At 66.6% G+C, this 23,058-nt stretch carries 21 protein-coding genes; 10 read left to right on the top strand and 11 right to left on the bottom strand.

The annotated features are described in order from the left end of the window. Window positions 1-23: 23 nt before the first annotated feature. From ACIBW7_RS24940 to ACIBW7_RS24920, 5 genes are all read right to left on the bottom strand, one after another. Window positions 24-1,118, bottom strand: a complete 1,095-nt coding sequence (locus tag ACIBW7_RS24940) for an NAD(P)/FAD-dependent oxidoreductase (protein ID WP_397050191.1) — start codon at window positions 1,116-1,118, stop codon at window positions 24-26. Between the two features lie 82 nt (window positions 1,119-1,200). After that, window positions 1,201-2,241 carry an RNA polymerase sigma-70 factor gene (locus ACIBW7_RS24935; protein WP_397050189.1) on the bottom strand — a complete coding sequence of 347 codons (1,041 nt, stop codon included), beginning with the start codon at window positions 2,239-2,241 and terminating at the stop codon, window positions 1,201-1,203. A 63-nt stretch (window positions 2,242-2,304) separates the two neighbouring features. Then, the gene (locus ACIBW7_RS24930) at window positions 2,305-3,204 is read right to left on the bottom strand and encodes a CDP-alcohol phosphatidyltransferase family protein (RefSeq protein WP_397050781.1); all 900 of its coding nucleotides are present in this window, start codon (window positions 3,202-3,204) and stop codon (window positions 2,305-2,307) included. After that, a complete protein-coding gene (locus ACIBW7_RS24925; protein ID WP_397050187.1) occupies window positions 3,204-3,926 on the bottom strand; it encodes a phosphatidylserine decarboxylase in 723 nt (240 codons plus the stop codon). The genes ACIBW7_RS24930 and ACIBW7_RS24925 overlap by 1 nt, the downstream gene beginning before the upstream one ends. A 175-nt stretch (window positions 3,927-4,101) precedes the next feature. Beyond that, a complete protein-coding gene (locus ACIBW7_RS24920) occupies window positions 4,102-4,374 on the bottom strand; it encodes a GlsB/YeaQ/YmgE family stress response membrane protein (protein ID WP_063044923.1) in 273 nt (90 codons plus the stop codon). A gap of 222 nt (window positions 4,375-4,596) precedes the next feature. Here ACIBW7_RS24920 and ACIBW7_RS24915 point away from each other — a divergent pair, with 222 nt between their 5' ends. After that, entirely contained in the window at window positions 4,597-5,625 is a 1,029-nt protein-coding gene (locus tag ACIBW7_RS24915; protein ID WP_397050184.1) for a beta-ketoacyl-ACP synthase III, read from the top strand. Window positions 5,626-5,700: 75 nt separating this feature from the next. Here the strand turns inward: ACIBW7_RS24915 and ACIBW7_RS24910 are convergent, their stop codons facing one another. From ACIBW7_RS24910 to ACIBW7_RS24895, 4 genes are all read right to left on the bottom strand, one after another. Next, window positions 5,701-6,141: a hypothetical protein gene (locus ACIBW7_RS24910; protein WP_397050182.1), complete on the bottom strand. Its 441-nt coding sequence runs from the start codon at window positions 6,139-6,141 to the stop codon at window positions 5,701-5,703. A gap of 133 nt (window positions 6,142-6,274) precedes the next feature. Next, window positions 6,275-6,628, bottom strand: a complete 354-nt coding sequence (locus tag ACIBW7_RS24905) for a UBP-type zinc finger domain-containing protein (RefSeq protein WP_397050180.1) — start codon at window positions 6,626-6,628, stop codon at window positions 6,275-6,277. Beyond that, a complete protein-coding gene (locus ACIBW7_RS24900; protein WP_397050178.1) occupies window positions 6,628-8,130 on the bottom strand; it encodes an ATP-binding protein in 1,503 nt (500 codons plus the stop codon). Before ACIBW7_RS24900 ends, ACIBW7_RS24905 begins: the two co-directional genes overlap by 1 nt. 14 nt (window positions 8,131-8,144) lie before the next feature. Continuing rightward, complete coding sequence (locus ACIBW7_RS24895) at window positions 8,145-9,812, bottom strand: FAD-dependent oxidoreductase (RefSeq protein ID WP_397050176.1); 1,668 nt, start codon at window positions 9,810-9,812, stop codon at window positions 8,145-8,147. Between the two features lie 420 nt (window positions 9,813-10,232). Between ACIBW7_RS24895 and ACIBW7_RS24890 the strand changes: the two genes are divergently transcribed. Then, the gene (locus tag ACIBW7_RS24890; RefSeq protein ID WP_397050174.1) at window positions 10,233-10,688 is read left to right on the top strand and encodes an SRPBCC family protein; all 456 of its coding nucleotides are present in this window, start codon (window positions 10,233-10,235) and stop codon (window positions 10,686-10,688) included. A gap of 60 nt (window positions 10,689-10,748) precedes the next feature. On the opposite strand, the gene ACIBW7_RS24885 is transcribed toward ACIBW7_RS24890, so the two are convergent. Beyond that, complete coding sequence (locus tag ACIBW7_RS24885; RefSeq protein ID WP_397050172.1) at window positions 10,749-11,357, bottom strand: hypothetical protein; 609 nt, start codon at window positions 11,355-11,357, stop codon at window positions 10,749-10,751. Between the two features lie 352 nt (window positions 11,358-11,709). Here ACIBW7_RS24885 and ACIBW7_RS24880 point away from each other — a divergent pair, with 352 nt between their 5' ends. The 8 genes from ACIBW7_RS24880 to mnhG all read left to right on the top strand — a co-directional run bounded on the left by ACIBW7_RS24880 (window position 11,710) and on the right by mnhG (window position 21,516). Next, window positions 11,710-13,968 (top strand): AAA family ATPase, encoded by a 2,259-nt coding sequence (locus ACIBW7_RS24880; protein ID WP_397050170.1) that lies wholly within the window; start codon window positions 11,710-11,712, stop codon window positions 13,966-13,968. 119 nt (window positions 13,969-14,087) lie between these two features. Then, on the top strand, window positions 14,088-15,395 hold the full coding sequence (locus ACIBW7_RS24875) for a hypothetical protein (protein WP_397050168.1): 1,308 nt from the start codon (window positions 14,088-14,090) through the stop codon (window positions 15,393-15,395). Window positions 15,396-15,506: 111 nt separating this feature from the next. Further along, window positions 15,507-18,398, top strand: coding sequence for a Na+/H+ antiporter subunit A (locus ACIBW7_RS24870; RefSeq protein WP_397050166.1), 2,892 nt, complete (start codon window positions 15,507-15,509; stop codon window positions 18,396-18,398). Continuing rightward, window positions 18,395-18,766, top strand: coding sequence for a Na(+)/H(+) antiporter subunit C (locus ACIBW7_RS24865; RefSeq protein ID WP_397050164.1), 372 nt, complete (start codon window positions 18,395-18,397; stop codon window positions 18,764-18,766). The genes ACIBW7_RS24870 and ACIBW7_RS24865 overlap by 4 nt, the downstream gene beginning before the upstream one ends. Next, complete coding sequence (locus tag ACIBW7_RS24860; protein ID WP_397050162.1) at window positions 18,763-20,367, top strand: Na+/H+ antiporter subunit D; 1,605 nt, start codon at window positions 18,763-18,765, stop codon at window positions 20,365-20,367. Before ACIBW7_RS24865 ends, ACIBW7_RS24860 begins: the two co-directional genes overlap by 4 nt. Beyond that, the gene (locus tag ACIBW7_RS24855) at window positions 20,364-20,930 is read left to right on the top strand and encodes a Na+/H+ antiporter subunit E (RefSeq protein WP_397050160.1); all 567 of its coding nucleotides are present in this window, start codon (window positions 20,364-20,366) and stop codon (window positions 20,928-20,930) included. The genes ACIBW7_RS24860 and ACIBW7_RS24855 overlap by 4 nt, the downstream gene beginning before the upstream one ends. Continuing rightward, entirely contained in the window at window positions 20,927-21,187 is a 261-nt protein-coding gene (locus ACIBW7_RS24850; protein WP_397050158.1) for a monovalent cation/H+ antiporter complex subunit F, read from the top strand. Before ACIBW7_RS24855 ends, ACIBW7_RS24850 begins: the two co-directional genes overlap by 4 nt. After that, a complete protein-coding gene (gene mnhG / locus ACIBW7_RS24845) occupies window positions 21,184-21,516 on the top strand; it encodes a monovalent cation/H(+) antiporter subunit G (RefSeq protein WP_040696631.1) in 333 nt (110 codons plus the stop codon). The genes ACIBW7_RS24850 and mnhG overlap by 4 nt, the downstream gene beginning before the upstream one ends. A 103-nt stretch (window positions 21,517-21,619) precedes the next feature. On the opposite strand, the gene ACIBW7_RS24840 is transcribed toward mnhG, so the two are convergent. After that, complete coding sequence (locus ACIBW7_RS24840) at window positions 21,620-22,906, bottom strand: DUF5933 domain-containing protein (RefSeq protein WP_397050779.1); 1,287 nt, start codon at window positions 22,904-22,906, stop codon at window positions 21,620-21,622. Between the last annotated feature and the right edge of the window lie 152 nt (window positions 22,907-23,058).

Genomic DNA, 23,058 nt, shown 5'->3' with positions numbered 1-23,058 from the left:
CGTCAACCATTAGTTGACGATATTCAGGGGCGCGCCGCCCCCGCCGCACCACGCACGATCTGCTCCTTGAACCAGGCCGCCCTCCGCCCGGTGAGCACGGTCCGTCCCGGCGAGTCGTCCGCGTGCAGAAACTGGATGACGCCATCGCGCCGACCGAGGCTGATGCACTGGAAGAAGTAACGGAACCGCAGCTCACGGGGTGCACGACCGGCCAGCCGTGCGACAACGGCATCGGCCGCGTACTTGCCGGTGGGCAACGCCGTCGCACAGGCCATCCGCAGCTCCCGACCACCCGGACCCGCGACCACCGCGGCGTCGCCCGCCGCGTAGACATCCGGATGCGATACCGACCGCAACGTCTCGTCGGTCAGCACCCGACCATGTCCGTCCACGGTGAGCCCGGCTCGCTCCGCCAACTCCGGCACCCCGAATCCGGCGGTCCACACCGTCGCGGCGGCCTCGACGACGCCCCCGTCGGTCAACCGCACGCCTTCCGGGGTCACCTCGATAACCTTTGCGTCCGAACGAATCTCGACCCCGAGCCGCTCCAGCACCCGTCGCACATGATCGCGCGCCCGCGTCGACAGCCAGGATGCGGGCTGATCCGAGCCGAGCAGCAATACCCGCGAATCCGGTCGGGACTCGGCCAGTTCCGCGGCTAGCTCGATACCCGTGGCGCCGCCACCGACCACCACGATCCGCCCCGCCGGAATACCGGCCCGCAGATACTCCGAATCCTCCGGTGTGGAAACCGAATACGCGTACTCGGCCACTCCCTGAACGCCCGCCGGATCGTTTGTACTGCCCAACGCATAAATGAGCGAGTCGTATTCGAGATCCGGTGCGCCGTCGAGGATCACCTGCTTGTGATCGGTATCGATCCCCTGCACCCGAGCGCGCACGAACTGGATTCGCTTGGGTTCGAGCAATTCTCGCAGATCCCATTCCGGAATCGACTGCCCCGCACTGTATTGGTGCAGCCGCACCCGTTCGACGAAGGTCGCGCGGGCGTCGACAACGGTGATTTGGGCGTCGCGGGCGGTGCGCGCCAACCTGCGGGCCGCCGCCAACCCCGCGTATCCGGCGCCGAGGACGACGATTCGATGCTGTCCGGTCATGATGTGGCTCCCTTTCGATCGGCCGACACCCCTTAGACGGGACAGCCCACCGATCCCTGACAGCCTCGGGAAATGACCCGCGTCACGCCCGCCCGATATAGGACAGTTTCTCCGGATTGACGATCAAGCGCAGCGCGGTCACCGCATCGTCGAGGGTGTCCACGCCGACGACCAGTGCGGGCTCCCCCGCCAACCGCACGACGACCGCGAGCGCGCCGTTGATCTCCTCCAGCGCCATCACCATCCCCGGCACCTCCCACCGGAACAGTCCGGCCACATACCGCGCGACCGCGGGAGCCCCGACGATCGGGCGCCGAGCCGCGGTGACCTGACCGCCGCCATCCGCGGTCGAGACGACATCGGCCGCGAGCATCCGCTCCAATGCCTCGATATCCCCGATCCGTGCCGCCTTCAGGAAGCGCTCGATCAGTTCGCGGGCCTGGTCGGCCGGAACATCGAAGCGCGGCCGCCCCTCGCGCACCCGGATACCGGCCCGGCGGAAGATCTGTTGCGAATTGGCCTCGGATACCGCGAGCATGTCCGCGATCTCCCGGTGTGCGTATCCGAACGCCTCGCGCAGCACGAAAACCGCGCGCTCGATCGGGCTCAACCGTTCCAATGCCGTCAGCAGCGCCAGCGATACCAGCTCGCGCTCCTCGACCGTCTCCAACGGCCCGAGCTCCCCGCGCGCGGTCGGTACCGGCTCGGGCAGCCAAGGCCCGACATAGGTCTCCCGGCGGGCCCGCGCCGAAACCAGCCAGGTGCGGCAGAGATTCACGACCGCGGTGGTCAGCCAGGCCTCGGCCGAGCGAATCGTGGTGCGGTCGGTGCCATCCCAGCGCAGGTAGGTCTCCTGTACCGCATCCTCGGCCTCGGTCGCGGAGCCGAGCATCCGATAGGCGAGCGCGAACAGGCGCGGGCGATGCGCCTGGAATTGGCGCAATCCATCCGGTTCCACCGCCACCTTCTTCCGTGCTCGGCCGCCGAAGATGACGGTACCGGTCGGGATCCACCCGGCCTTCGACAGTTCGGTGGCCGACCCGATGGTCCGGCCACCACCGAAAACCCGACCCAGATCGAATCCCCAGAAGCCCAAACCACCAAGTGCCGCAACGCTGCTCATAGGCGCAGCATTCCCGCGCGACCTAGACGATTCCTTAAGGAATACCAGGAGAGCCGCAACAGCTCAGAGGTGCAGATCGTCCACCCGACGGTCTTTACCCGGACTGCGCAGCCGCAGGCGGCTCGCCCCGCGGATCGCCGGACGCCGCAGCGCGGGCCGACGCCGCTGCGCCCGCCGCTGGGCCCGGCGTTCGGATGGCTTGTGCTGCCAGGTTTCCGGACGCGCGGCCACCCAGCGCTGCGAATGCCAGGCGAACGGGATATGCCCGAGGTACAGCGCGACCAGCACCAGCAGCAGCACGATCGGATAGGTGACCAGCAGCGCCGCCGCGAGCGCAGTCAGCACCAGCAGCCCGGCAGCGGCCTGCGGCGCAACCGATACCGACTTCATGGCCAGCGTGGGAATCGTGCTGACCGCCAGCGCCGCCGCGAACAAGGTCCAGGCCGCGACCTCGTAGTAGCCGACCCACCAGCCGTCGCCGAACTGCACGTACAGCCCGATCGGCACCAGCGCGATCAGCGCCGCCGCCGGTGCGGGGACGCCGACGAAATACTCGCGCGCCCACTGCGGTCGAGTGTCGTCGTCGAGCAGGGTGTTGAACCTGGCCAGGCGCAGCACAAGGCTCACCGCGAAAACCAGCGCGATGATCCAGCCCGCGCTGTTGCTGTCCAGCAGCGCGATATAGATCACCAGACCGGGCGCGACACCGAAGGAGATGGCGTCGGAGAGCGAATCGAGTTCCGCGCCCATCTTGGTGGTGGCGTCCAGCATCCGGGCGAGCCGGCCGTCGAGGGTGTCCAGTACGGCCGCGGCGCCGACCATCGCCAAGGAAATGTCGAGCCTGTCGTCCAGGGCGAACTTCACCGCGGACAGTCCGGCGCACAGCGCCATGATTGTCACGATGCTCGGCAACAGCCGGATGGTCCGGCGCCTTCGCTGCGGTGTGGGCAGGGCCTGCTCCATCATGAGTCGGTGGAAAGTACGGCCAGCACGGTCTCGCCCCCGATCGTGCGCTGTCCGGGTTCGACGAGTAATTCGGTACCCGCCGGGAAGTACGTGTCGACCCGGGACCCGAAACGGATCAGGCCGTAGGTATCGCCGATGGTCAGTTTGTCACCGGCCTGCGCGTCGCAGACGATGCGCCGCGCCAGCAGACCCGCGATCTGCACGACCACGAGCCGCGCGCCACCGGCGGTGTCGATGACCATGCTGTTGCGCTCGTTCACCGCACTGGCCTCGGGCAGATCCGCCGAACGGAACTGACCGGACTGGTGCAGCACGGTGCGCACGATGCCGGAGATGGGGGTGCGCTGTACATGGACGTCGAGCACCGAAAGGAAGATGCTCACGCGCGGCAGCGGCGCATCGCCGAGGCCCAGTTCGGCGGGCGGCGTCGCGGTATCGACCAGAGCGATCTCGCCGTCGGCCGGGGCGACGACCACGCCCGCCCGGTTCGGCGGCACCCGGTTCGGATGCCGGAAGAAGGTCGCGCAGGCCGCGGCGGCCAGCAGACCCGTGCGGCGCACCCACTTGCGCTTACCCCCGATGACCGCCACCGCGAGCGGCGCCGCGACGAACGGCAGCCCGGCGGGGTGCAGCGGGGGGATCGCGGCCCGGACCAGATCGACGACATGGCCGACCCCGGTCGTTTCGGGCGTGCCGGGCGGGGTGGGACGGCGTGCCACAGGCTCCTCTTTCATGCTCGATGCAGACAGTTTGCGCCCTTCAACAATAGGTCCGGCGCAAGCGTTCACACCTTACGGGAACGGAGCCTGTGGCACTGCGGCGTTTGCATCAGGCCTGGAGGAGGCAGCCTGGATAACCACGTAGGGCCCGCAAACGTCGCAAATCCAACGGCGGTCAGCTCATGGCTTTACGGCCGGTGAACAGCCGCACCAGGAACAGCAGAATCACTGCGCCTCCGAGACAGGTGAAGAAGCTGAACCAGAGTCCGCCGCCTTCGACATCGACGCCGAGCAATTTGAGGAGGAATCCGCCTAGTAGGCCGCCGACCACGCCGACCACGATGTTGAGGAGGATGCCTTGTTGGGCATCCGTCTTCATGATCTTGCTGGCGATCCAGCCGGCGAGACCGCCGATGATGATCCACCCGATAATCCCGAGTCCGAGCATGGTGTCCTCGAATCACTAGTTGGAGCAGCGCCGCACCACAGGGCGTGCTTCGAGGGTATACCCGCCAAATGTGAGAATACGCACTCCCAACGCGCGCCACACGGGCTAATATGAGGGGGCCTCATGTCTACGGTGACGTAGGCGGCCGGCCGATGAGGGACTCATTTCGTTGCTTCGGGGTACAACCCGGCGGCGCCGCCGCAGGTACATAGGAGACGCATCATGGCTGCTCGAATCGCCCAGACCACAGGGGCTGAGCACACGGCGATCCTCGGGCTCGGCGTTTACCGCCCCGCTCGAATCGTCACCAACGACGAGGTCGCTGGACCCATCGAGTCGAGTGACGAGTGGATCCGCACCCGTTCCGGAATCAAAACGCGGCGCTTCGCCTCGAAGGAAGAGACGATTCACAGCATGAGCGTCGCGGCCTCTCGCGGCGCGCTCGAATCCGCGGGAGTCGAGGTCGATCAGGTCGACTGCGTCATCGTCGCCACCTCCACCCACCTCTTGCTGACTCCTGCGGCCGCGCCGCAGATCGCGACCGAGCTGGGCATGAACGGCACGGCGGCGTTCGATATTTCGGCCGGATGCGCGGGCTTCTGTCACGCGCTCGCGCTGGCCTCGGATCTGGTGCGCGCCGGAACCGCCGGACATGTGCTGGTGATCGGTGTGGAGAAACTGACCAACACCATCAATCCGAAGGACCGCGCGACCGCCTTCCTGTTCGCAGACGGCGCCGGCGCGGTAGTGGTCGGACCGTCCGAGGAGCAGCGCATCGGACCGACGGTATGGGGGTCGGACGGCACCCAGCACCACGCGATCCGGCAGGACAAGGACTGGATCGAATTCTTCGAGGAGATCGAGGAGAAGGGCCTGGACGCGGTGCGGCCCTACCTCGCCATGGAAGGTACGGCGGTATTCCGCTGGGCCGCACATTCATTGGAGAAGGTCTGTCGCGATGCCATCGATCGCGCGGGCCTATCCACCGACGACCTGGACGCGATGATCCCGCACCAGGCCAACGGCCGGATCATCGAGATCATGGCCCGGGTGCTGAAGCTGCCCGAGCACTGCGCGCTGGCCAACGATATCGAGGAGACCGGAAATACCTCGGCCGCCTCGATTCCGCTGGCCATGGAGGCGTTGCTGCGCAAGGGTGAGTCGAAGCCGGGCGATACCGCGCTGCTGATCGCCTTCGGCGCCGGTCTTTCCTACGCCGCGCAGGTCGTGACGCTGCCCAACTGGCAGTAACTCAGCCCGGACCCCGGTGACCTTCACCGTGAAGGTCACCTGTCCGGGGGCCGGGTTCCAGTCGGCCGATCGCGCCTACTTGTCCTTTTCGGCTATTCCGGCGGCCACCGCGACCGGGGTATCGGCGTAGGTGGGGGCCAGGCAGACAAGTTTGGCGGTGCCGAGGGCGACGTTCGGGCTGCCCTCGAACTCACTGCCCGGATTCTCCGCGAGCACCTTCTCGATCAACGCCTTCTCCTCGGTGCTGTCCAACTTCTTGAACTCACCGCAGGTGGTGCTCGACGCGGGGCCGAGCGAGGGGTAGCTCGCCGTGGTTTTGGTGGTGGTCGGCGCTGCGGCGGCCGTGGTCGGCGCAGGGCCGGTCGCGGACGTGGTGCCAGCGGGCGTACTGGTGCCCGTCGCGCCCTTGCGCAGACCGCTCGCGTCGGAGCTGGAATCGTCCGAACTGCCACATCCGGCCAGCGCGACGGCCACCGCCCCGGTGGCCAGGGCGATGGCGGTAACTCGCTTGATCACGTGCGTTCCCCGGTGACTCGCGGCGCCGGAGTCTCCGGCGCGTCCGGAGCAGGGTACCGGGTGGGATGTTTCGGGTGTCATGGAGCCCACAGTGCGGTGCGGCCCTTACGTTTTTCCAAACGATCCCTGATGCTCAGTGGATACGGCTCTGCCAATCGGCGGGCACTCTTCCGCGCGGCCCGGGCACCGGCTGGTCCACCGGATGATGTGTCGGCGGTGCGAGTTCCGGTCCGCCGCTGTACATCTCGTCGGAGCGGAAGTCGAAGAACCAATCCTCGCCCGGCTCATAGCTCTGGATGAACGGATGTCCGGTGTCCTTGGCGTGTTTGGAGGCGTGCTGCTCCGGCGAAGTATCGCAGCAGCCGATATGGCCGCACTGCGCACAACGCCGCAAATGTACCCACCAGCCCTGGGCCGCCTCACATTCCATACAGCCCGCACCGCTGGGCGCGACCGTGGGATCGATACCCTCCAACTCCTGCGTCATCACTGGCCTCCTGCATTGGCTTCGGAACGGTCGCCGGACTCCGGCATTTCCTCGGGACGGTGCAGCGGGAGCCAGACCGTGAATCGGGTATTGCCCGGCTCGGAATCGAGCCGGATATCGCCGTGGTGCTTGTTCACCACGATCCGGAACGAAATGTCGAGGCCGAGGCCGGTTCCCTCGCCCACCGGCTTGGTGGTGAAGAACGGTTCGAAGATACGGCTGCGCACGTCGGCCGGTACGCCGGGGCCGGTATCGCCGATCTCGATCACGGCGCAATCGTTTTCGTGCCGGGTGCGGATGGTGAGCGTGCCCGCGCCGTTCATCGCGTATACCGCGTTATCGATCAGGTTGGTCCACACCTGATTCAATTCCGCCGCGTAGCAGGGCACTTCGGGCAGTGCCCGGTCGTATTCCTTGACCACCTTGACGCCGTCGCCGATCTTGCGACTCAGCATCACCAGCGTGCTGTCGAGCAGTTCGTGGATGTCGACCACCTGGAACGGCGCCCGGTCCATCTGCGAATACTGTTTGGCCGCGCCGATCAGAGTGGAGATGCGCGTGGTCGAATCGGCGATCTCGTTCATCAGCAGTTCGGTCTCGATGGTGTAGTTCAGCCACCGGATCGCCCCCTGGAACACCTGGTCGGGGCAGTCCTCCAGGGTGGCCGAAACCCGTTCCAGCCAGTCCACATCGAAGCCGGCCTGTACGAAATTCGGGGCCAGGTTCCAGCTGTCCTCGATGCCGTGGTCCGCCAGCCATTCACTGAGGATGTCCTCGCGCTCGGAGGCCTCCAGGGTGGTCAGCTCCGGGGCCTTGGCAACCTGGGCCGCCGCCTCCTCTTGCAGCCGCACCAGCACCTGCAGCGACGCCGTATCGAACTTGCCCTGCGCCATCATCGCCAGCTTGTGCCGCATACCCGCGATCCGGTCCCGCAGCCCGGAGGTCGCGCGCACCGCGGCGGCGGCCGGATTGTTCAGCTCATGGGTCAGACCGGCCGAGAGCGAACCGAGCGCCAGCAGGCGTTCGCGCTCGGCGATCCGCTCGCTGCTCTTGCGGGCACCGAAGAACGCGCCCTCGAGCAGGTGCACGGCCATCGGGAACCAGTCGTGCATCAGCTGCGCGAAGGCGCCGGCATCCAGTACGAAGAACCGCGACCGACGGGTCACGTACATCGAACCGGTGTAGTTCTGATCGACCTTGTCGCCGAGATAGGCCGTCCACGCGCCCGCATACGCGCCGCGGTAGTCGGTGCGCGTCGTCTCGATCTCGGCACCGCCGGAGAGCTTGGTGAGCTGCACCTCGCCCTCGATCATCACGTAGAAGCAGGTGGCCGGATCGCCCTCGCGGAAGACCAGTCCCGGTTCGACGATCTCGATGCGGCCATCGGCGCACAGCAGATTCAGCTGTTCGTCGGTGAGCTTCTCGAAGAGAAAGAGGCTGCGCAACTCCGCCGGATCGCAGACCAGATGACTGCTGCGATCCGCTGTCTCCTTCGAATTCATGGTCCAGCCTCCTATCACGCCAGGTACCGATGCACGAGCATGACCGCCATCGCACCCTCGCCGACCGCCGAGGCGACCCGCTTCGCCGAATCGGCGTGCACGTCACCCGCGACGAAAACGCCGGGGACGCTGGTCTCCAGGTGATGCGGCGGTCTGGGTAGCTCCCAGCCCGCGGGTCTGGTTCCGTCGACGAGCAGATCGGGACCGGCCAGCACATAGCCCGCCTCGTCCCGCTTGACCACGCCGTCGAGCCAGTCGGTCTGTGGTGCGGCACCGATGAACAGGAACAACCGTTCGGCCTCGGCTTTTTCTTCCGCACCGGTCCGGTTGTTGCGCACCACGATCTGCTGCAGGTGATCGTCGCCGTCGGCGGCGATCACTTCGGTATCGGTGTGCACGCGGATATTCGGTATCTGCGCGATCTGCTGGATCAGATAGTGCGACATGGACTTCTCCAGCGAATCCGCGCGGACCACCAGATGCACCGTGCGCGCGTTGCGGGACAGGAATACCGCCGCCTGCCCCGCCGAATTCGCCCCGCCGACTATGTAGACATCGTGGTCGGCGCATTCGGAGGCCTCGGTCATGGCCGAGCCGTAATAGACACCGCGCCCGGTGAAATCGTCCACGCCCGGTGCGGGATGACGCCGGTAGTCCACACCCGTCGCGATGATCACCGTGTGCGCGCACAGCCGCCCGCCGTCGGCGAACCGCACGGTCCGCGCGGACCCGTTCACCTCGAGCCCGACCACCTCGCGCGTGGTGATCACCTCGGCGCCGAACTTCGCGGCCTGCCGCCGCGCCCGATCGGCCAGCTGGGCACCGGACAGCCCGTCCGGGAAGCCCAAATAGTTCTCGATGCGCGAACTCTGGCCCGCCTGGCCGCCGGTCGCGGTGCGCTCGACGAGCACCGTGCGCAGCCCCTCGGAGGCGCCGTACACCGCCGCGCCGAGTCCGGCGGGTCCGCCGCCGACCACGATGAGGTCGTAGAAGTCGCCGGTCGGATTGGTGTTCAGCCCGACACTTTCGGCGAGCTCGCCGTCGCTCGGTTGCACCAGTGCCTGCCCACCCGGAGTTATCACCACCGGACAGATATCGGGATCGGCGCCCGCCGCCTCCAGCAGCCGTGCGCCTTCCGGTTCCTCGGCCAGGTACCAGCGGTAGGGCAGCTGATTGCGGGCCAGGAATTCGCGCACCTCCGACGACCGCGGGGACCAGCGGTTGCCGACCACCTTGGTCTCGGTGACGGGTTTGTGGTCGTTGCTGCGCCAGGCCTCGAGCAGTCCGTCCAGCACCGGATAGAGCTTCTCCTCCGGCGGATCCCACGGCTTGAGCAGATAGTGGTCGAGGTCGACGACATTGATCGCGTCGATCGCGGCGCTGGTATCGGCGTAGGCGGTCAGCAGCACGCGACGCGCGTACGGGTGCAGGTCCATGGCCTGCTCCAGGAATTCGATGCCGTCCATGCCCGGCATCCGATAATCGGCGATCAGGACCGCGACCGGTTGGCCGCGCAGTTTCATCTCACGCAGTGCGTCGAGTGCGCCCGCGCCCGACTCCGCGCGCAGAATCCGGTACTCGGCCCCATAACGGCGGCGCAGGTCGCGAACGACCGCGCGGGAAACTCCCGGATCGTCGTCGACACTGAGGATGGCCGGTTTCGTAGCAGCGGGTGCAGTCACCTATCGAGTATGGAACGCTCGTCAAACGCGATGCTCGCGCACCAAGTCGAGTTCGGTGGGCGTTAGCAGGCGCTCCAGTTGTTCGTCCGGAACTATCGAGCGTGCGAAACGCGGCGCGAAGATGTCTCGAGTAGCGGGTGTCTCGGGTGCGATGGCGGGAAGCAGCGGGACCGGACCCCCGTGCCGACGGTGTAAGAGCGAGCGCAGTTTCACGGCCGATCACCTCACGCTTGACGGAAAAGCTTGTGGCAGTGTCTGATGCTTCGTCTATCCGCCATTGTGCGCGCGCCATTACATGGCCGGGGAAACAAATCGCGAAAAAGTGACACATTTGTCTTCCAACAGTCGCCGACTAGGCTGTTGCCAAATCGTCAAGTCGTGCTAGACGGACGTCCGTCGCAGAGTTCTCCGGAGGCAGCGTTGCCGAAAAATATCGAAGCCACGATCGAGATCGCGGCACCGCCGGAACAGGTCTGGGCCGTCGTCGCCGATCTCAAGCGGATGCCGGAATTCAGCCCGCAGTGCGTACGGATGCTCGCGCTCGGCACGCCGAAGGCGGGCACCTGGACGATCAACCTCAATACCGACGGCAAGAAGTACTGGCCGACCACCGCGCGCATCGTGCGCTATGAGCCCAACCAGGCCTTCGCATTTCGGATCAACGAGAACCGCACCATTTGGAGCTACACGCTGGAGCCGACCGCCACCGGCACGCGGCTGATCGAACGCCGTGATGTGCCCAACGGCACCAGTTGGTTCTCCCGTAGGGCCATCGATGCCGCGCTCGGCGGCGAGGCGCCGTTCGAGGAACTGCTCGAACGCGGGATGAACGAAACGCTCGGCAAGATCAAGTCCGCGGTGGAGGCCGCCGCCTGAGTAGCAAAACGCGCGCACGCGAGACAAGCTCGCGTACGCGCGTCCTGCGCGGTGTGCGGATCAGGGCTGACCGGTGGCCAGTGCGGTCAACGCGTCGATGAACGGCTGGCCACCCTGCGCGGCGCCGCCGGCGAGCGCACCGGCGACCAGGCCGAGCGGCCCGGTAATGAGGCTGAAGATGCCGAACCCGACCAAACCACCGATGAACCCACCGAGCAGGCCGCCCAGAATCATCCCGAGGATGTTCTGGTTGGCCTGCTGCACGAAGTTGTCGAACGAGTTGATGTTCTTCAACTCGGCGATGTCCTTCGGGCTCACCTCCGGAGTCAGCGTGAGGCTTCGACCGCTATCGGCGATCTGGTAGCCGACCGGAATGGCATGCCCGGCGACCTCGAAGGTCAGCGGTACTTCCGCGACGACGGCACCACTGTCGGCCTGCACGGTCACCGCTTTGCCGTCCCCGCTGAGCGCGAACTTCCCGGCGTCCAGCTTGGTGGTCACCACCTTGCTGTCGGTGGACACCCCGGTGTTGTAGCCGACGCCCTGCTCGACGCCCGAGGTGGTGACGGCCTGCTCGATAGCCGCCGGTTGCGCGTTCGCGGTGCCTGCGGTAACTCCCATCGCCGCAATGGCCATGACCGCGATCGCGCTGAACTTCCCGAATTTCATTCTTCGAATCCCCTCCAAATAATGGCCGTCCCCGACTGGACCGACCCGGCGGCGACACTACCGTGCCCGTAAATGGCTGGGGCACAAGGGCTTAGCGCGATCAATCCGGACAGGCGTACCAGTCTCCGGGGTGAAATTACTGGTCAGAGACCCCTACCACAACGGCACGTGAAATCGGCGATATCGACGACGATCCGAGGCCGTTTTCGGTTCCGTGAGTACATTCACAATTTCGGGTCGCAGGGCGCAGATAGCGGATCGGGGCACTCGCCACCCCAGGATTTTCCGCATATCTCGGATCTATCCGACGGACCGCCGACCAACCGGGGCCGGACGTTGGCAGAATGACACAGTGGCAGAACTCGCGCTCACCGCCCGACTGAATCCCTCCGCCGCAGATGCCAGGCGCGGGGTGATCCGGTTGCATCCGGAGGCGCTGACCGCGCTCGGCCTGCGGGAATGGGACGGCATCGCGCTGATCGGGGCGCGGCGCACCGCCGCGGTGGTCGGGGTGGCCCCGGCGGGCACACCGGCCGGAGTGGCACTGCTCGACGACGTCACGCTGTCCAACGCGGGGCTGCGCGAGGACGGGAATGTGGTGGTCTCGCCCGCGACGGTGTACGGCGCCAAGCAGATCTCGGTGAGCGGTTCGGTGCACGCCACCAGGACCATTCCGGCGGCGACGCTGCGGCAGGCGCTGCTCGGCAAGGTGGTCACGGTCGGCGACGCGGTATCGCTACTGCCCCGCGACCTCGGTCCGGATATCAGTTCTTCGGCTGCCACCCAGGCACTTTCGCGTACCTTCGGGATCGCGTGGACCACCGAGTTGCTGACCGTCACCGCGACCGATCCCGGCCGCGCTCCGGTGAGCGTGCAGCCGAATACCGCGGTGGTCTGGGGCGCGAGCGCGGTGGCGGCCCGGGATTCCGCCGATCGGGCGGCGGCCGGGCTGCCGGTACCGGCGGGTGAGGCCGCGCGCGGGGCCACCGAAGCCGCGGCGCTGGCCGCGACCAATGGGGCGGGCGCGGGGTGGACCGCGTCCGTCGGCGAGTCGGCCATTCCGGTCGAGGAGCTGGCTGGTGTGCATGGGCAGGCGACGAAACTCCAGGAGTGGCTCAGCCTCGCGCTCGACGAACCGGAACTGCTGAAGGCCCTCGGCGCCACACCGCATCTCGGGGTCTTGATCACCGGCCCGGCCGGGGTCGGCAAGGGCACGCTGGCGCGTGCGGTGGCAGCACCGCGGCGCATTGTCGAACTGGATGGTCCGACGGTCGGCGCGGCCGAAAGCGGTGCACGGTTGCGCGAGGTAGCAGCCGCGGTGGCCGAAATCGGTTCCGGGCGGGGCGGAATCCTGCTCGTCACCGATATCGACGCACTGCTGCCCGCACCGGCCGAACCGGTCGCCACGCTTATCCTGGACCAGTTGCGCGCGGCGATCGCCGAGCCCTGCGTGGCACTGCTGGCTACCACCGCGCATCCGGCCGGTGTCGATCCACGGCTGCGCGCACCCGATCTCTGCGATCGTGAGCTCGCACTCGCGCTGCCGACCGCAGCTGTACGCAAGGCACTGCTCGAGCAACTTTTACGCAAGGTGCCGACCAAGGATCTGAAACTCGAGGAAATCGCCTCGCGCACACCCGGATTCGTGGTCTCCGATCTGGCCGCGCTGTGCCGGGAGGCGGCACTGCGCGCGGCTTCGCGAGCCAGTAAGCAACAGTCGGAGCCGGAGCTGACCCAACCCGACCTGCTCGGCGCTACCGAGGTGATCCGACCGCTATCACGTTCCGGGACCGAGGAACTCGCGATCGGCAGCCTCAGCCTGGACGACGTCGGGGACATGGTCGAAACCAAAGAGGCGCTCACCGAAACCGTGCTCTGGCCGCTGCGCCACCCCGATTCGTTCGCCCGCCTCGGCATTCGTCCGCCGCGCGGCGTACTGCTCTACGGCCCGCCGGGCTGCGGGAAGACCTTCCTGATCCGCGCACTGGCCGGGACCGGTCAGCTCAGCGTGCATGCGGTCAAGGGCGCCGAGTTGATGGACAAATGGGTCGGCGCATCCGAGCGTGCGGTGCGCGAATTGTTCCAGCGCGCACGCGATTCCGCACCATCGCTGATCTTCCTGGACGAGGTGGACGCACTCGCGCCACGCCGCGGTCAGAACAGCGACTCCGGCGTCGGTGACCGCGTGGTCGCGGCACTGCTCACCGAACTCGACGGTGTGGAACCGCTGCGCGATGTGGTGGTGCTCGGCGCGACGAACCGTCCGGAACTGATCGATCCCGCACTGCTACGCCCTGGCCGATTGGAACGGCTGATCTTCGTACCGCCGCCGGATGGCGAGGCCCGACTGGAGATCCTGCGGGCCGCCGGGAAATCGGTGCCGCTGGCCGCCGATGTCGATCTGGCCGCGCTCGCCGCCGATCTGGACGGCTATTCCGCGGCCGATTGCAGTGCGCTGCTGCGCGAGGCCGCATTTGCCGCGATGCGCCGGGATGTGGATGCCGCCGATGTCACCGCCGGGGATGTCGCGGCGGCCAGGGCGGCGGTGCGGCCGTCACTCGATGCCGAGCAGGTCGAGTCGCTGCGCCGGTACGCGGACAACCGCCAATAGCCGATCGGAGCAATCCCCCGGTAATTGCTGTCTTACTGCGTTTTCCGCATATTCGACATATTCGGGCAATATGGGCGCAATCACCGGCTCCCGCGTCGAGCGCGGGTAAGTTCGACGAGGTGCGCAAGATCGGCAATGCGATCGACACGATCACGGCCTTCTTCGGGGCCGCGGTCGCGGGCGTCGCACTGTTTCTGCCGATCACCTTCAGCTGGAGCGCCGACACTTCGCCGTATCGGTTGGCCAGTTTGAACAACAGCGTCCCGCGCGGTGCCGCGATCGGGGTGATCGTCGCGGTAGCCGTCGCGGTGCTGGTGATCACCTTTCACAAGCCGCTGGTGGCATGGGCGGCAGCACTGTTCGGCGCGATCGCCATGGACATCAATCACTTCGCCGGACGCCATGTTTCCTCGGCCGACCTGCTGACCACTCAGAACTATCTGGATTCGATTCTGGCCGGTGTGCTGCTCGGCGCGTTGGGCGCGGCGGTGCTGCGCCGGCCGGGACCCGCGGCCGGCTTCGCGATCGGCGCCGCGGGCTTCTTCGTCTTCGGTGATCTCGCGGAAATGCTGGAGATCGCCGACGACAATCCGTACGCGGTCCTCGAGACACCGCCACGCTGGCTCGTCAGCGTCGCGGTGGTCCTGCTGATCATCAGTACGCTGCGCAATCGGTCCCGGCCCGAGAAATCGAAACCGCCGCGGATCGCCGTCGAACTTCCGGTCACTCCGATCCTGGCCTCGATGGTGCTGGCACTGGTGATCCTGGCCATTACCGAATGGCTGGCGCGGCAGCATCAACATGCGCCGAATGTCAGTCATGCGGTCGAAATCGGGATGGCGGTCGCCGCGACGGTCATCGCCGCCACCGCCGCGGCCATGCTGCTACCGGGGCGCGACGGCATCGGGGTGTATCTGGCGGTGAGTCTGGTGCCCGCCGCCGAGGCGATCGGCGGCAATCCGCGGCCCGGGTGGAGCATCGCCGCGCTGATCGCGGTCACCGCCGTCGGACTGCTGATCGGGATCCGCCTGCCCTCGACCTTCATCGCCATCCTGCTGATCACCGGACTCGCGGTATTCGCCCTGGTGAAATCCTCCGAGGACCATCGCTATGTGACCGCGGCGGGCAGCACGGCCCTGGCACTCACGGCCGGTTACTGCTGTGGCACCGCGCGTCCCCGCTATGCACCGAGCGGCGTGCTCGCCATTTCCGCGCTGTATCTGCCGTCGATCATCACGGCCCTGCCGCACGACACCGCCGAATGGCCGCTGAACGGAGGCGCCGACCATCAAGTGCTGGCCGGCCGGACCGCGCTCGCGATCGCCTGCGGTTCGGCCCTCGGATTGGTGGTGCTGCGCCGATTCCGGCCGCGCAGCCGACCCAAGCCGGGGCAATCCGTCGACGACGAAACGTTAGCGGACATATAGCCCACCCGCCCGGAGATGGCATACGCCATATTCGCTCAGCCGACGAAACCCCCAGGCTCCAAGTAGGATCATTCGGTATCACCCCGCCGCAACTACCCGACGGAGTGCAGTTTGCTCGGAATCCTGCTCGCGCTCGTGACAGCCGCACTTGCGGCGCCGTTGTGCGTGCGGGTGCTGGGGCGCAACGGTTTCTACGTACTCGCACTCGTCCCGTTCGGCTGTCTCGGCTGGGTGATCGCGAATTGGGGTAGGGCACAGCGGGTTCGGGTCGGTTGGGCACCGAGCATCGAGATGAATATCGAACTGCGCTTCGATTCGCTGGCCGCCATCATGTCCGCGCTGGTGCTCGGCATCGGCGCGGTGATTCTGGCTTATTGCGCACGGTATTTCGAGGACGACGAGCCGCGGCTGCAGGTGTTCGCGGCTCAGTTGGTCGCCTTCGCCGGGGCCATGTTCGGCCTGGTCACCAGCGATAATATGTTGCTGCTCTTCGTCTTCTGGGAAATGACGACGGTGTTGTCGTTCCTGTTGGTCGGCCACAATGCCGAACAGGCGGTGAGCAGGCGGGCCGCGATCCAGGCGCTCTTGGTGACCGGGGCGGGCGGGCTGGCGATGCTGGTCGGGATCGTCATCCTCGGTCAGGCCAGCGGCAGTTATCTGCTGTCCGATCTGCTCGCTGGACCGCCCTCCGGCACCGCAGTGGACGTCGCGGTGGTGCTGCTGCTGGTCGGGGCATTGAGCAAATCGGCGATCGTGCCGCTGCACTTCTGGCTTCCGGGTGCGATGGCGGCGCCGACACCGGTGAGCGCGTATCTGCATGCGGCGGCCATGGTGAAGGCGGGCGTCTATCTGGTGGCGCGGTTGGCGCCGGTATTCGCGGATAGCCCGGCTTGGCATCCGCTGATCCTCACACTCGGTGTGGCGTCCATGGTGCTCGCGGGATTGCGGTCGTTGCAGGTGACGGATCTGAAGCTGGTGCTCGCCTTCGGGACGGTCAGCCAGTTGGGGTTCCTGATCATGCTGGTCGGGCTGGGGACGCCGGATGCGGCGCTGGCCGGGGCGACCTTGATCGTGGCGCATGCGCTGTTCAAGGCGTGTTTGTTCATGGTGGTCGGGATCATCGACCACGGAGCCGGTACGCGGGATCTGCGGGAGTTGTCGGGGCTGGGGCGGCGCGCGCCGGTACTGTGCGCGGTTGCGGTGTCGGCGGCGCTCAGTATGGCCGGAATTCCGCCGCTGCTCGGATTCGTCGGCAAGGAAAGTGCGCTGGCCGCGGTGTTGGATGCGGATGTCCTTGCCGAACCGGCCAAGGCCGCGTTGGCCATCGGCATGGTGCTCGGGTCCATGCTGACTGTTGGCTACAGCATTCGGTTCATTTGGGGAGCCTTTGCGGATAGGGAGGTGCTACCCCGTTGCGAGCCCGAGAGCGGAGATCCGCACGCTGACGGGGACGGGCGCTTTGCGCAGCACGGTTATTCGGAAAGTGGTCACTGGCATGCGCCGGGAGCCCAGTTCACGGCTGCGCCCGCCGTGCTCGCGGTGGCGAGCTGGGCAGCGGGACTCTGCGCACCATGGATGGACGAACTGCTGAGTCCCTACGCGAAAACCCTTCCCGGCGTACTCGATTCGCATCTCGCACTCTGGCACGGTTTCAATGTCACACTGGCGCTGACGATCCTGATCATCTGCGCGGGCATCGTGGTTTTCCAGCTGCGTGGTCGCATCGGCGAATCCGCGACCATGCTCGGCAATGCCGACCGCGCCTACGACGCCACCCTGCGGGCCATGGACCGGCTGTCGCTGCGGATGACCGGTGCGGTGCAGCGCGGTTCGCTGCCATTGAGTCAGGCGGCGATCCTGGTGACGTTGATTCTGCTGCCGACGGTGCTGCTCGCGGTCGGCACGCGCACCGGAGTTCGCCTGCGCCTGTGGGATTCGCCGTTCCAGGTCGCGATCGGCGCCATCATGGCCGCGATGGCGCTGGCCGCGACGGTGCTGCGCAGCCGGTTGGCCAGCGTGCTCGTCGTCGGCGTCACCGGTTACGGCTGCGGTGTAATCTTCGCGCTGCACGGTGCGCCCGATCTGGCGCTGACCCAATTCCTGGTCGAGACACTGACTTTGGTGATCTTCGTACTGGTATTGCGGGCCTTCCCGGCCGAAATCGACGAAAGCCGCACGGCCGCATTCAAGGTTCGTCGGGCGATCCTGTCGGCACTGGTCGGTGCGACGGTCGCGGTGCTGGCCGCCTTCGCCGTCGCAGCCCGCTCCACCGAACCCATCTGGCGCCTGATCCCCGATGCCGCATACACATTCGGCGGCGGTAAGAACGCCGTCAATGTTCTGCTCGTCGATATCCGGGCCTGGGATACCCTCGGCGAGATCTCGGTGCTCGTCGTGGCCGCGACCGGTGTGGCATCGCTGGTATTCCGCAGCCGACGTTTCGGCAGCGCGCCGCGCGCGGCGGACTCCCCGGACTACGATCCGGACCTGATCAGCTGGTTGCCCGCGGGGCGGCTGGTGGATCGGCGCGAACGATCGATGGTCCTGCAGGTCACCACCCGACTGGTCTTCCCCACCGTCATGGTGCTGTCGGTGTACTTCTTCTTCTCCGGCCACAATGCGCCGGGCGGCGGTTTCGCGGGCGGACTTACCGCCGGACTAGCACTGACGCTGCGCTATCTCGCGGGCGGCCGCTACGAACTCGGCGAGGCGCTGCCCGTCGATGCGGGGCATCTGCTCGGCGGCGGGCTGGCACTGGCCGCGGGAACCGCGAGCACCTCAGTGCTGCTCGGCGCGCCGCCGCTGTCGTCGGCGATCGTGGAGGTGACGCTGCCGGTGATCGGGCATGTCAAGGTGGTCACCGCATTGTTCTTCGATCTCGGCGTCTATCTCATCGTGGTCGGGCTGGTCCTGGACGTGCTGCGCAGCCTGGGCGCGCGTCTGGACAGTGAGCTGGCCACCGACGAGGACGAATCCGCCTCGGCGCAAGGACGTTTCCAGTGAGTGCGAATCTGACCCTGCTGATCCTGATCGGGATTCTCGTCGCGTGCGGTGTCTATCTGATTCTCGAACGCGCGGTCTCGAAAATGCTGCTCGGCATGATCCTGTTCGGCAATGCGGTGAATCTGCTGATCCTGACCGTCGGTGGGCGGGACGGTCGGCCACCCATCCGCGGTGAGGGAGAAGATATGGCCGATCCGCTGGCCCAGGCGATGGTGCTCACCGCGATCGTGATCACCATGGGTCTGGCGGCCTTCGTGCTCGCCCTCGCCTATCGCTCCTACATCCTCACCACCACCGACACCGTGCAGAACGATCCGGAGGACGCCGAGGTCGCGGCCCGGCGCGAGGCAGAGGATCCGGAGCGTTGAGTCTGCTGAGCACGCTCACGCCGCTACCGGTCCTGGTGCCCCTGCTCGGGGCGGCGGGCACGCTGGTGTTCGGGCGGCAGCCGCGTATCCAGCGCTTCGTCATGATTTTCGTGCTGTCGGTCGTGGTGGGCATCTGCGGGGTGCTGCTGTATCTGGTCGATCGCGAAGGAACCACCGCGTTGCAGGTCGGCGGCTGGGGTACGCCGATCGGCATCACCCTGGTGGTCGATCGACTATCCGCGGCCATGCTGCTCGTCTCCGCGATCGTGCTGCTCGCGGTCTCGGTCTACGGTGCGGGCCAGAACATCCGCGACGGTGACGAGCGCCAGCCGACCTCGATCTATCGACCGACGTATCTCATACTCACCGCGGGTGTTTCGGCCGCATTCCTGGCCGGTGATCTGTTCAACCTCTTCGTCGGCTTCGAAATCCTGCTCGCCGCATCGTTCGTGCTGCTCACCGTCGGCGCGACCGCGGACCGGATCCGCGCCGGTATCGCGTATGTGATGGTCTCGATGGTGTCGTCGCTCATCTTCCTGACCGGCATCGCGCTGGCCTACGCGGCCACCGGAACACTGAACCTGGCCCAGCTGGCGGTGCGAATGGGCCAGGTGCCCAACGGTATTCGAATGGCCGTCTATGCGGTGCTATTGGTTTCCTTCGGTATCAAGGCGGCGGTCTTTCCGCTCTCGAACTGGCTGCCCGACTCCTACCCCACCGCGCCCGCGCCGGTGACCGCCGTTTTCGCGGGCCTGCTGACGAAAGTCGGTGTGTACGCGATCATCCGGACGCACTCCCTACTGTTCCCGGACGGCGGATTCGACGATGTGCTGCTGGTCTGCGGCCTGCTCACCATGGTGGTCGGCATCTTCGGCGCCATCGCGCAGAGCGATATCCGGCGGCTGCTGTCGTTCACCCTGGTGAGCCACATCGGCTACATGGTGTTCGGCATCGGACTCTCCACCGCCGCAGGCCTTTCCGGCGCGGTGTTCTATGTGGCGCACCACATCCTGGTGCAGACGGCGCTGTTCCTGGTGGTCGGACTGATCGAGCGGCAGGCGGGATCGGTATCACTGCGACGACTGGGTGGTCTGGCGGCGGCAAGTCCGCTGCTGGCGATCCTGTTCTTGGTGCCGGCCTTGAATCTCGGTGGTATACCGCCGTTCTCGGGATTCATCGGCAAGGTGGCATTACTGCAGGCGGGTGCGGCGGCAGGCAGCGTACTGGCCTGGGTGCTGGTCGCGGGGTCGGTGCTGACCAGCCTGCTGACGCTGTATGCCATGGCGCGGGTGTGGAGCAAGGCGTTCTGGCGGCCGCGCGTCGAGGCACCGGAGGGGCATCTCACTGCGGCGAAACCACCGACGCTGGTGGAGGATTCGACGGACATGCTCTATGACGAGCGCACCGATCCGGGACGCATGCCGCTGCTGATGGTCGGCTCGACGGCGGCACTCGTGGTGGTCGGTCTGTGCCTGACCGTATTCGCCGGTCCGATTCTGCGCATCGCAGACCGCGCCGCCGACGATCTGAGCAATCCGGCGGTGTATGTCGGTGCGGTGCTCGGCAATTCGCATACCGATGCGAAGGGACCGATCCGATGAGCACGGCACGTCGCCTTGTCCCGAATCGATCGACGGTCGTGCGCATAGGCGTGCTGCTGTGGCTGACGGCGGTGTGGGTGACGCTCTGGGGTGATCTCAGTGTGGGCAATCTGCTGGCCGGCCTCGTCGTCGGTGCGTTGATCATGCTGACCTTGCCGTTGCCGCGCGTCCCGGTATCCGGACGCCTACATCCGCTGTCGCTGATCGAATTGATCATCGTCAGTTCGTATTACGCGCTGGAATCCAGTCTGCAGGTTGCCTGGTTCGCGATCCGTCCGGCGCCGCCGCCGGTCTCCGGTGTACTGCGGGTGAATCTGAGCGTGCGATCCGATCTGGTGCTGGTGTTGTGCGCCGATGTGCTCAATCTGATTCCGGGCACCATGGTGCTGGAGATCGACCGGCAGCGTTGCGTCTTCTATGTGCACGTCCTTGACGTGAGCAGCGAAAAGGCGGTCGACACGTTCTACCGGACCACCCGGCGGCTGGAGCGGCTGCTCATCTCGTCGTTCGAACGCCCCACCGAATGGCGTTCGGCCCGAACAACTCCGGAGGTGGAGTCGTGAATGTTGTCGCGATTGTGGCGGGCATCATGCTGATGGCCGCCGCGGTGATCGTCAGTTACCGCATCCTGGCCGGTCCGAGCACCCTGGACCGCGTTGTCGGCATCGATTCGCTGGTGGCCATCGCCGCCTCCGGCCTGGCGGTCTGGGCCGCCTACAGCGACGACGCCACGGTCGTTCCCGCGATCGTCGCGCTGGCGCTGGTCGGCTTCCTCGGCTCCGCAGCGGTGTCCCGATTCCGCGTTCGGGATGACGTATGAATCTGTGGCACTTGGCCTCCGGCGTCCTGATCCTGAGTGGCGCGACACTCGCGCTGACCGCGTCGATCGCAATCGTGCGCTTTCCGGACACTCTCTCGCGCATGCACGCCGCCACCAAACCCCAGGTCGTCGGCCTGATCCTGGTTCTGGAAGGTGTGGCGATCCAGTTGCGCGGGCACGGCAATATCTGGCTGCTGGTGCTGGTCGGGCTGTTCACGCTGCTCACCGCGCCGGTCATCGCGCATCTGATCGGGCGGACGGCCTATCGGGAGCAGCGCTACCGTGACGGGCTGCTGCGGGTGAACGAACTGCGGGACGACACGTTGTAAACGGAGCGATCCGGTCCTGACCGCCACCCTCGCACCGGATCTGCGGGATACCGCTCGACCACTGACCGTGATGAGCGCATCACTACTGAGATAACGCTCAGAGCTATCGAGCAGCGCCGACAGGTACCTCTTCCACCTCGACGACCGGAGCCGCGGCAAACCACGTCGCATGGAATGCCGCGGCCATCGCGGCCAGCAGCGCGAGCACGGCAGTCCCGGCCAGCACCGGATATTCGGCCATCGAAACCGCCAGATAGCGGAACGAGAGCAACAGCGCGCCGAGGATCACCACACCGAACAGCACCAGACGCACTCGGAACCAGCCCCAACCACGCTCGGGATCGCGCAGCGCGGATTCGACGGTCAGGCACAGCACCGCACCAGCGACCAGATCGACGCCGTAGTGGTAACCGAAGCCCAGCGTCGCGGTCAGGGTGGCGGCCAACCAGAACGCACCGAGGCAGCGCAGCCACAGCGGAGCAGGCGAGCCGTCCGTGTCCCGGCGGGTATGCAGGAAGACCGACAGCGCCCAGGCCGTATGCATCGAGGGCATGCAGTTGCGTGGTGTGAAGGAGTCGAAGGACAGCGGCGCCGGATTGCGATCGATCGGCGGGACGAAATCGGGCCAGAAGTTGCCCACCTGCATGCCGTGGCCATCCGCACCGTAGCCGAACATCGGGCCGACCACCGGGAAGATCACATAGATGACCGGACCGATCAGCCCCAGCACCAGGAAGGTTCGCACCAGATAGTGGGTCGGCCACACCCCGCTCGATACCACCCGGCGCAGCTGCCACACCGCGACGACAATCGCCGCCACCGGCAGTTCGATATAGACCCAGTGCAGCACCGCGTAGACCACCGGTCCGAGCGCATCCACCACGCGGCCCATCACCCAGGACGGATCACCGAGCGCATGGTCGGCCAGCGCCACATAGACGTCATAGACCTGTGGCCGGCTGACGACCGTAATGTGCAGCCACACATCACCGACCTTGGTAGCCAGTACCAGCAACGCGCCCAGCGCGGCGGCGTGCAGCGCATTGCGTCGCTCCACTCCGCTCCAGCGGAATCCGGCGACCAGCGCCAGACCGGTGAGCACGAGCGTCGGCCCATTGCCGATGGCGAACGACTCGCCGCTCACCAGTCGAATACTCGCCCACACCACGTCGATACCCGCCGCGATGCCGACCGCGATCATCCTGCGGCGCTTGGAGATTCCGACCAGCGCCAGAATGAGTCCGGCCCACGGCAACGACATGGACTTGGGCGTGCCGACATAGTCGTGCCACAGACTGCCGAGCGGCCCCTCGAAATCGTGCCCGATCGAACCCACCTGTAGGGCGATCAGCAGCACCGGCACCGCCGCGATCGCGGCCGCCGTCCAGATCCGCGAACGCGGCACGCGCACCCGCTCGGTATTCGATTTGCGGCGCTCCCGGGTCCCTCCGTGGTTACGCTCCGCTATCGCCTCCGGGCCCGTCGCTCGCGCCGCGGAGACGCGGCCACCCTTTTGGTTCGGATCTTCGACAAGCACGTCGA

This window comes from Nocardia sp. NPDC049526 (assembly GCF_044465765.1).
GTDB lineage: Bacteria > Actinomycetota > Actinomycetes > Mycobacteriales > Mycobacteriaceae > Nocardia.
This window is presented reverse-complemented; position numbering and strand designations above follow the sequence as displayed.

Excerpts from the sequence above, each read along its gene's own strand:
- ACIBW7_RS24940 (WP_397050191.1), bottom strand. The coding sequence starts at position 1,118 with ATGACCGGACAGCATCGAATCGTCGTCCTCGGCGCCGGATACGCGGGG.
- ACIBW7_RS24935 (WP_397050189.1), bottom strand. The coding sequence starts at position 2,241 with ATGAGCAGCGTTGCGGCACTTGGTGGTTTGGGCTTCTGGGGATTCGAT.
- ACIBW7_RS24930 (WP_397050781.1), bottom strand. The coding sequence starts at position 3,204 with ATGGAGCAGGCCCTGCCCACACCGCAGCGAAGGCGCCGGACCATCCGG.
- ACIBW7_RS24920 (WP_063044923.1), bottom strand. The coding sequence starts at position 4,374 with ATGCTCGGACTCGGGATTATCGGGTGGATCATCATCGGCGGTCTCGCC.
- ACIBW7_RS24915 (WP_397050184.1), top strand. The coding sequence starts at position 4,597 with ATGGCTGCTCGAATCGCCCAGACCACAGGGGCTGAGCACACGGCGATC.
- ACIBW7_RS24905 (WP_397050180.1), bottom strand. The coding sequence starts at position 6,628 with ATGACGCAGGAGTTGGAGGGTATCGATCCCACGGTCGCGCCCAGCGGT.
- ACIBW7_RS24900 (WP_397050178.1), bottom strand. The coding sequence starts at position 8,130 with ATGAATTCGAAGGAGACAGCGGATCGCAGCAGTCATCTGGTCTGCGAT.
- ACIBW7_RS24885 (WP_397050172.1), bottom strand. The coding sequence starts at position 11,357 with ATGAAATTCGGGAAGTTCAGCGCGATCGCGGTCATGGCCATTGCGGCG.
- ACIBW7_RS24855 (WP_397050160.1), top strand. The coding sequence starts at position 20,364 with ATGAGCACGGCACGTCGCCTTGTCCCGAATCGATCGACGGTCGTGCGC.
- mnhG (WP_040696631.1), top strand. The coding sequence starts at position 21,184 with ATGAATCTGTGGCACTTGGCCTCCGGCGTCCTGATCCTGAGTGGCGCG.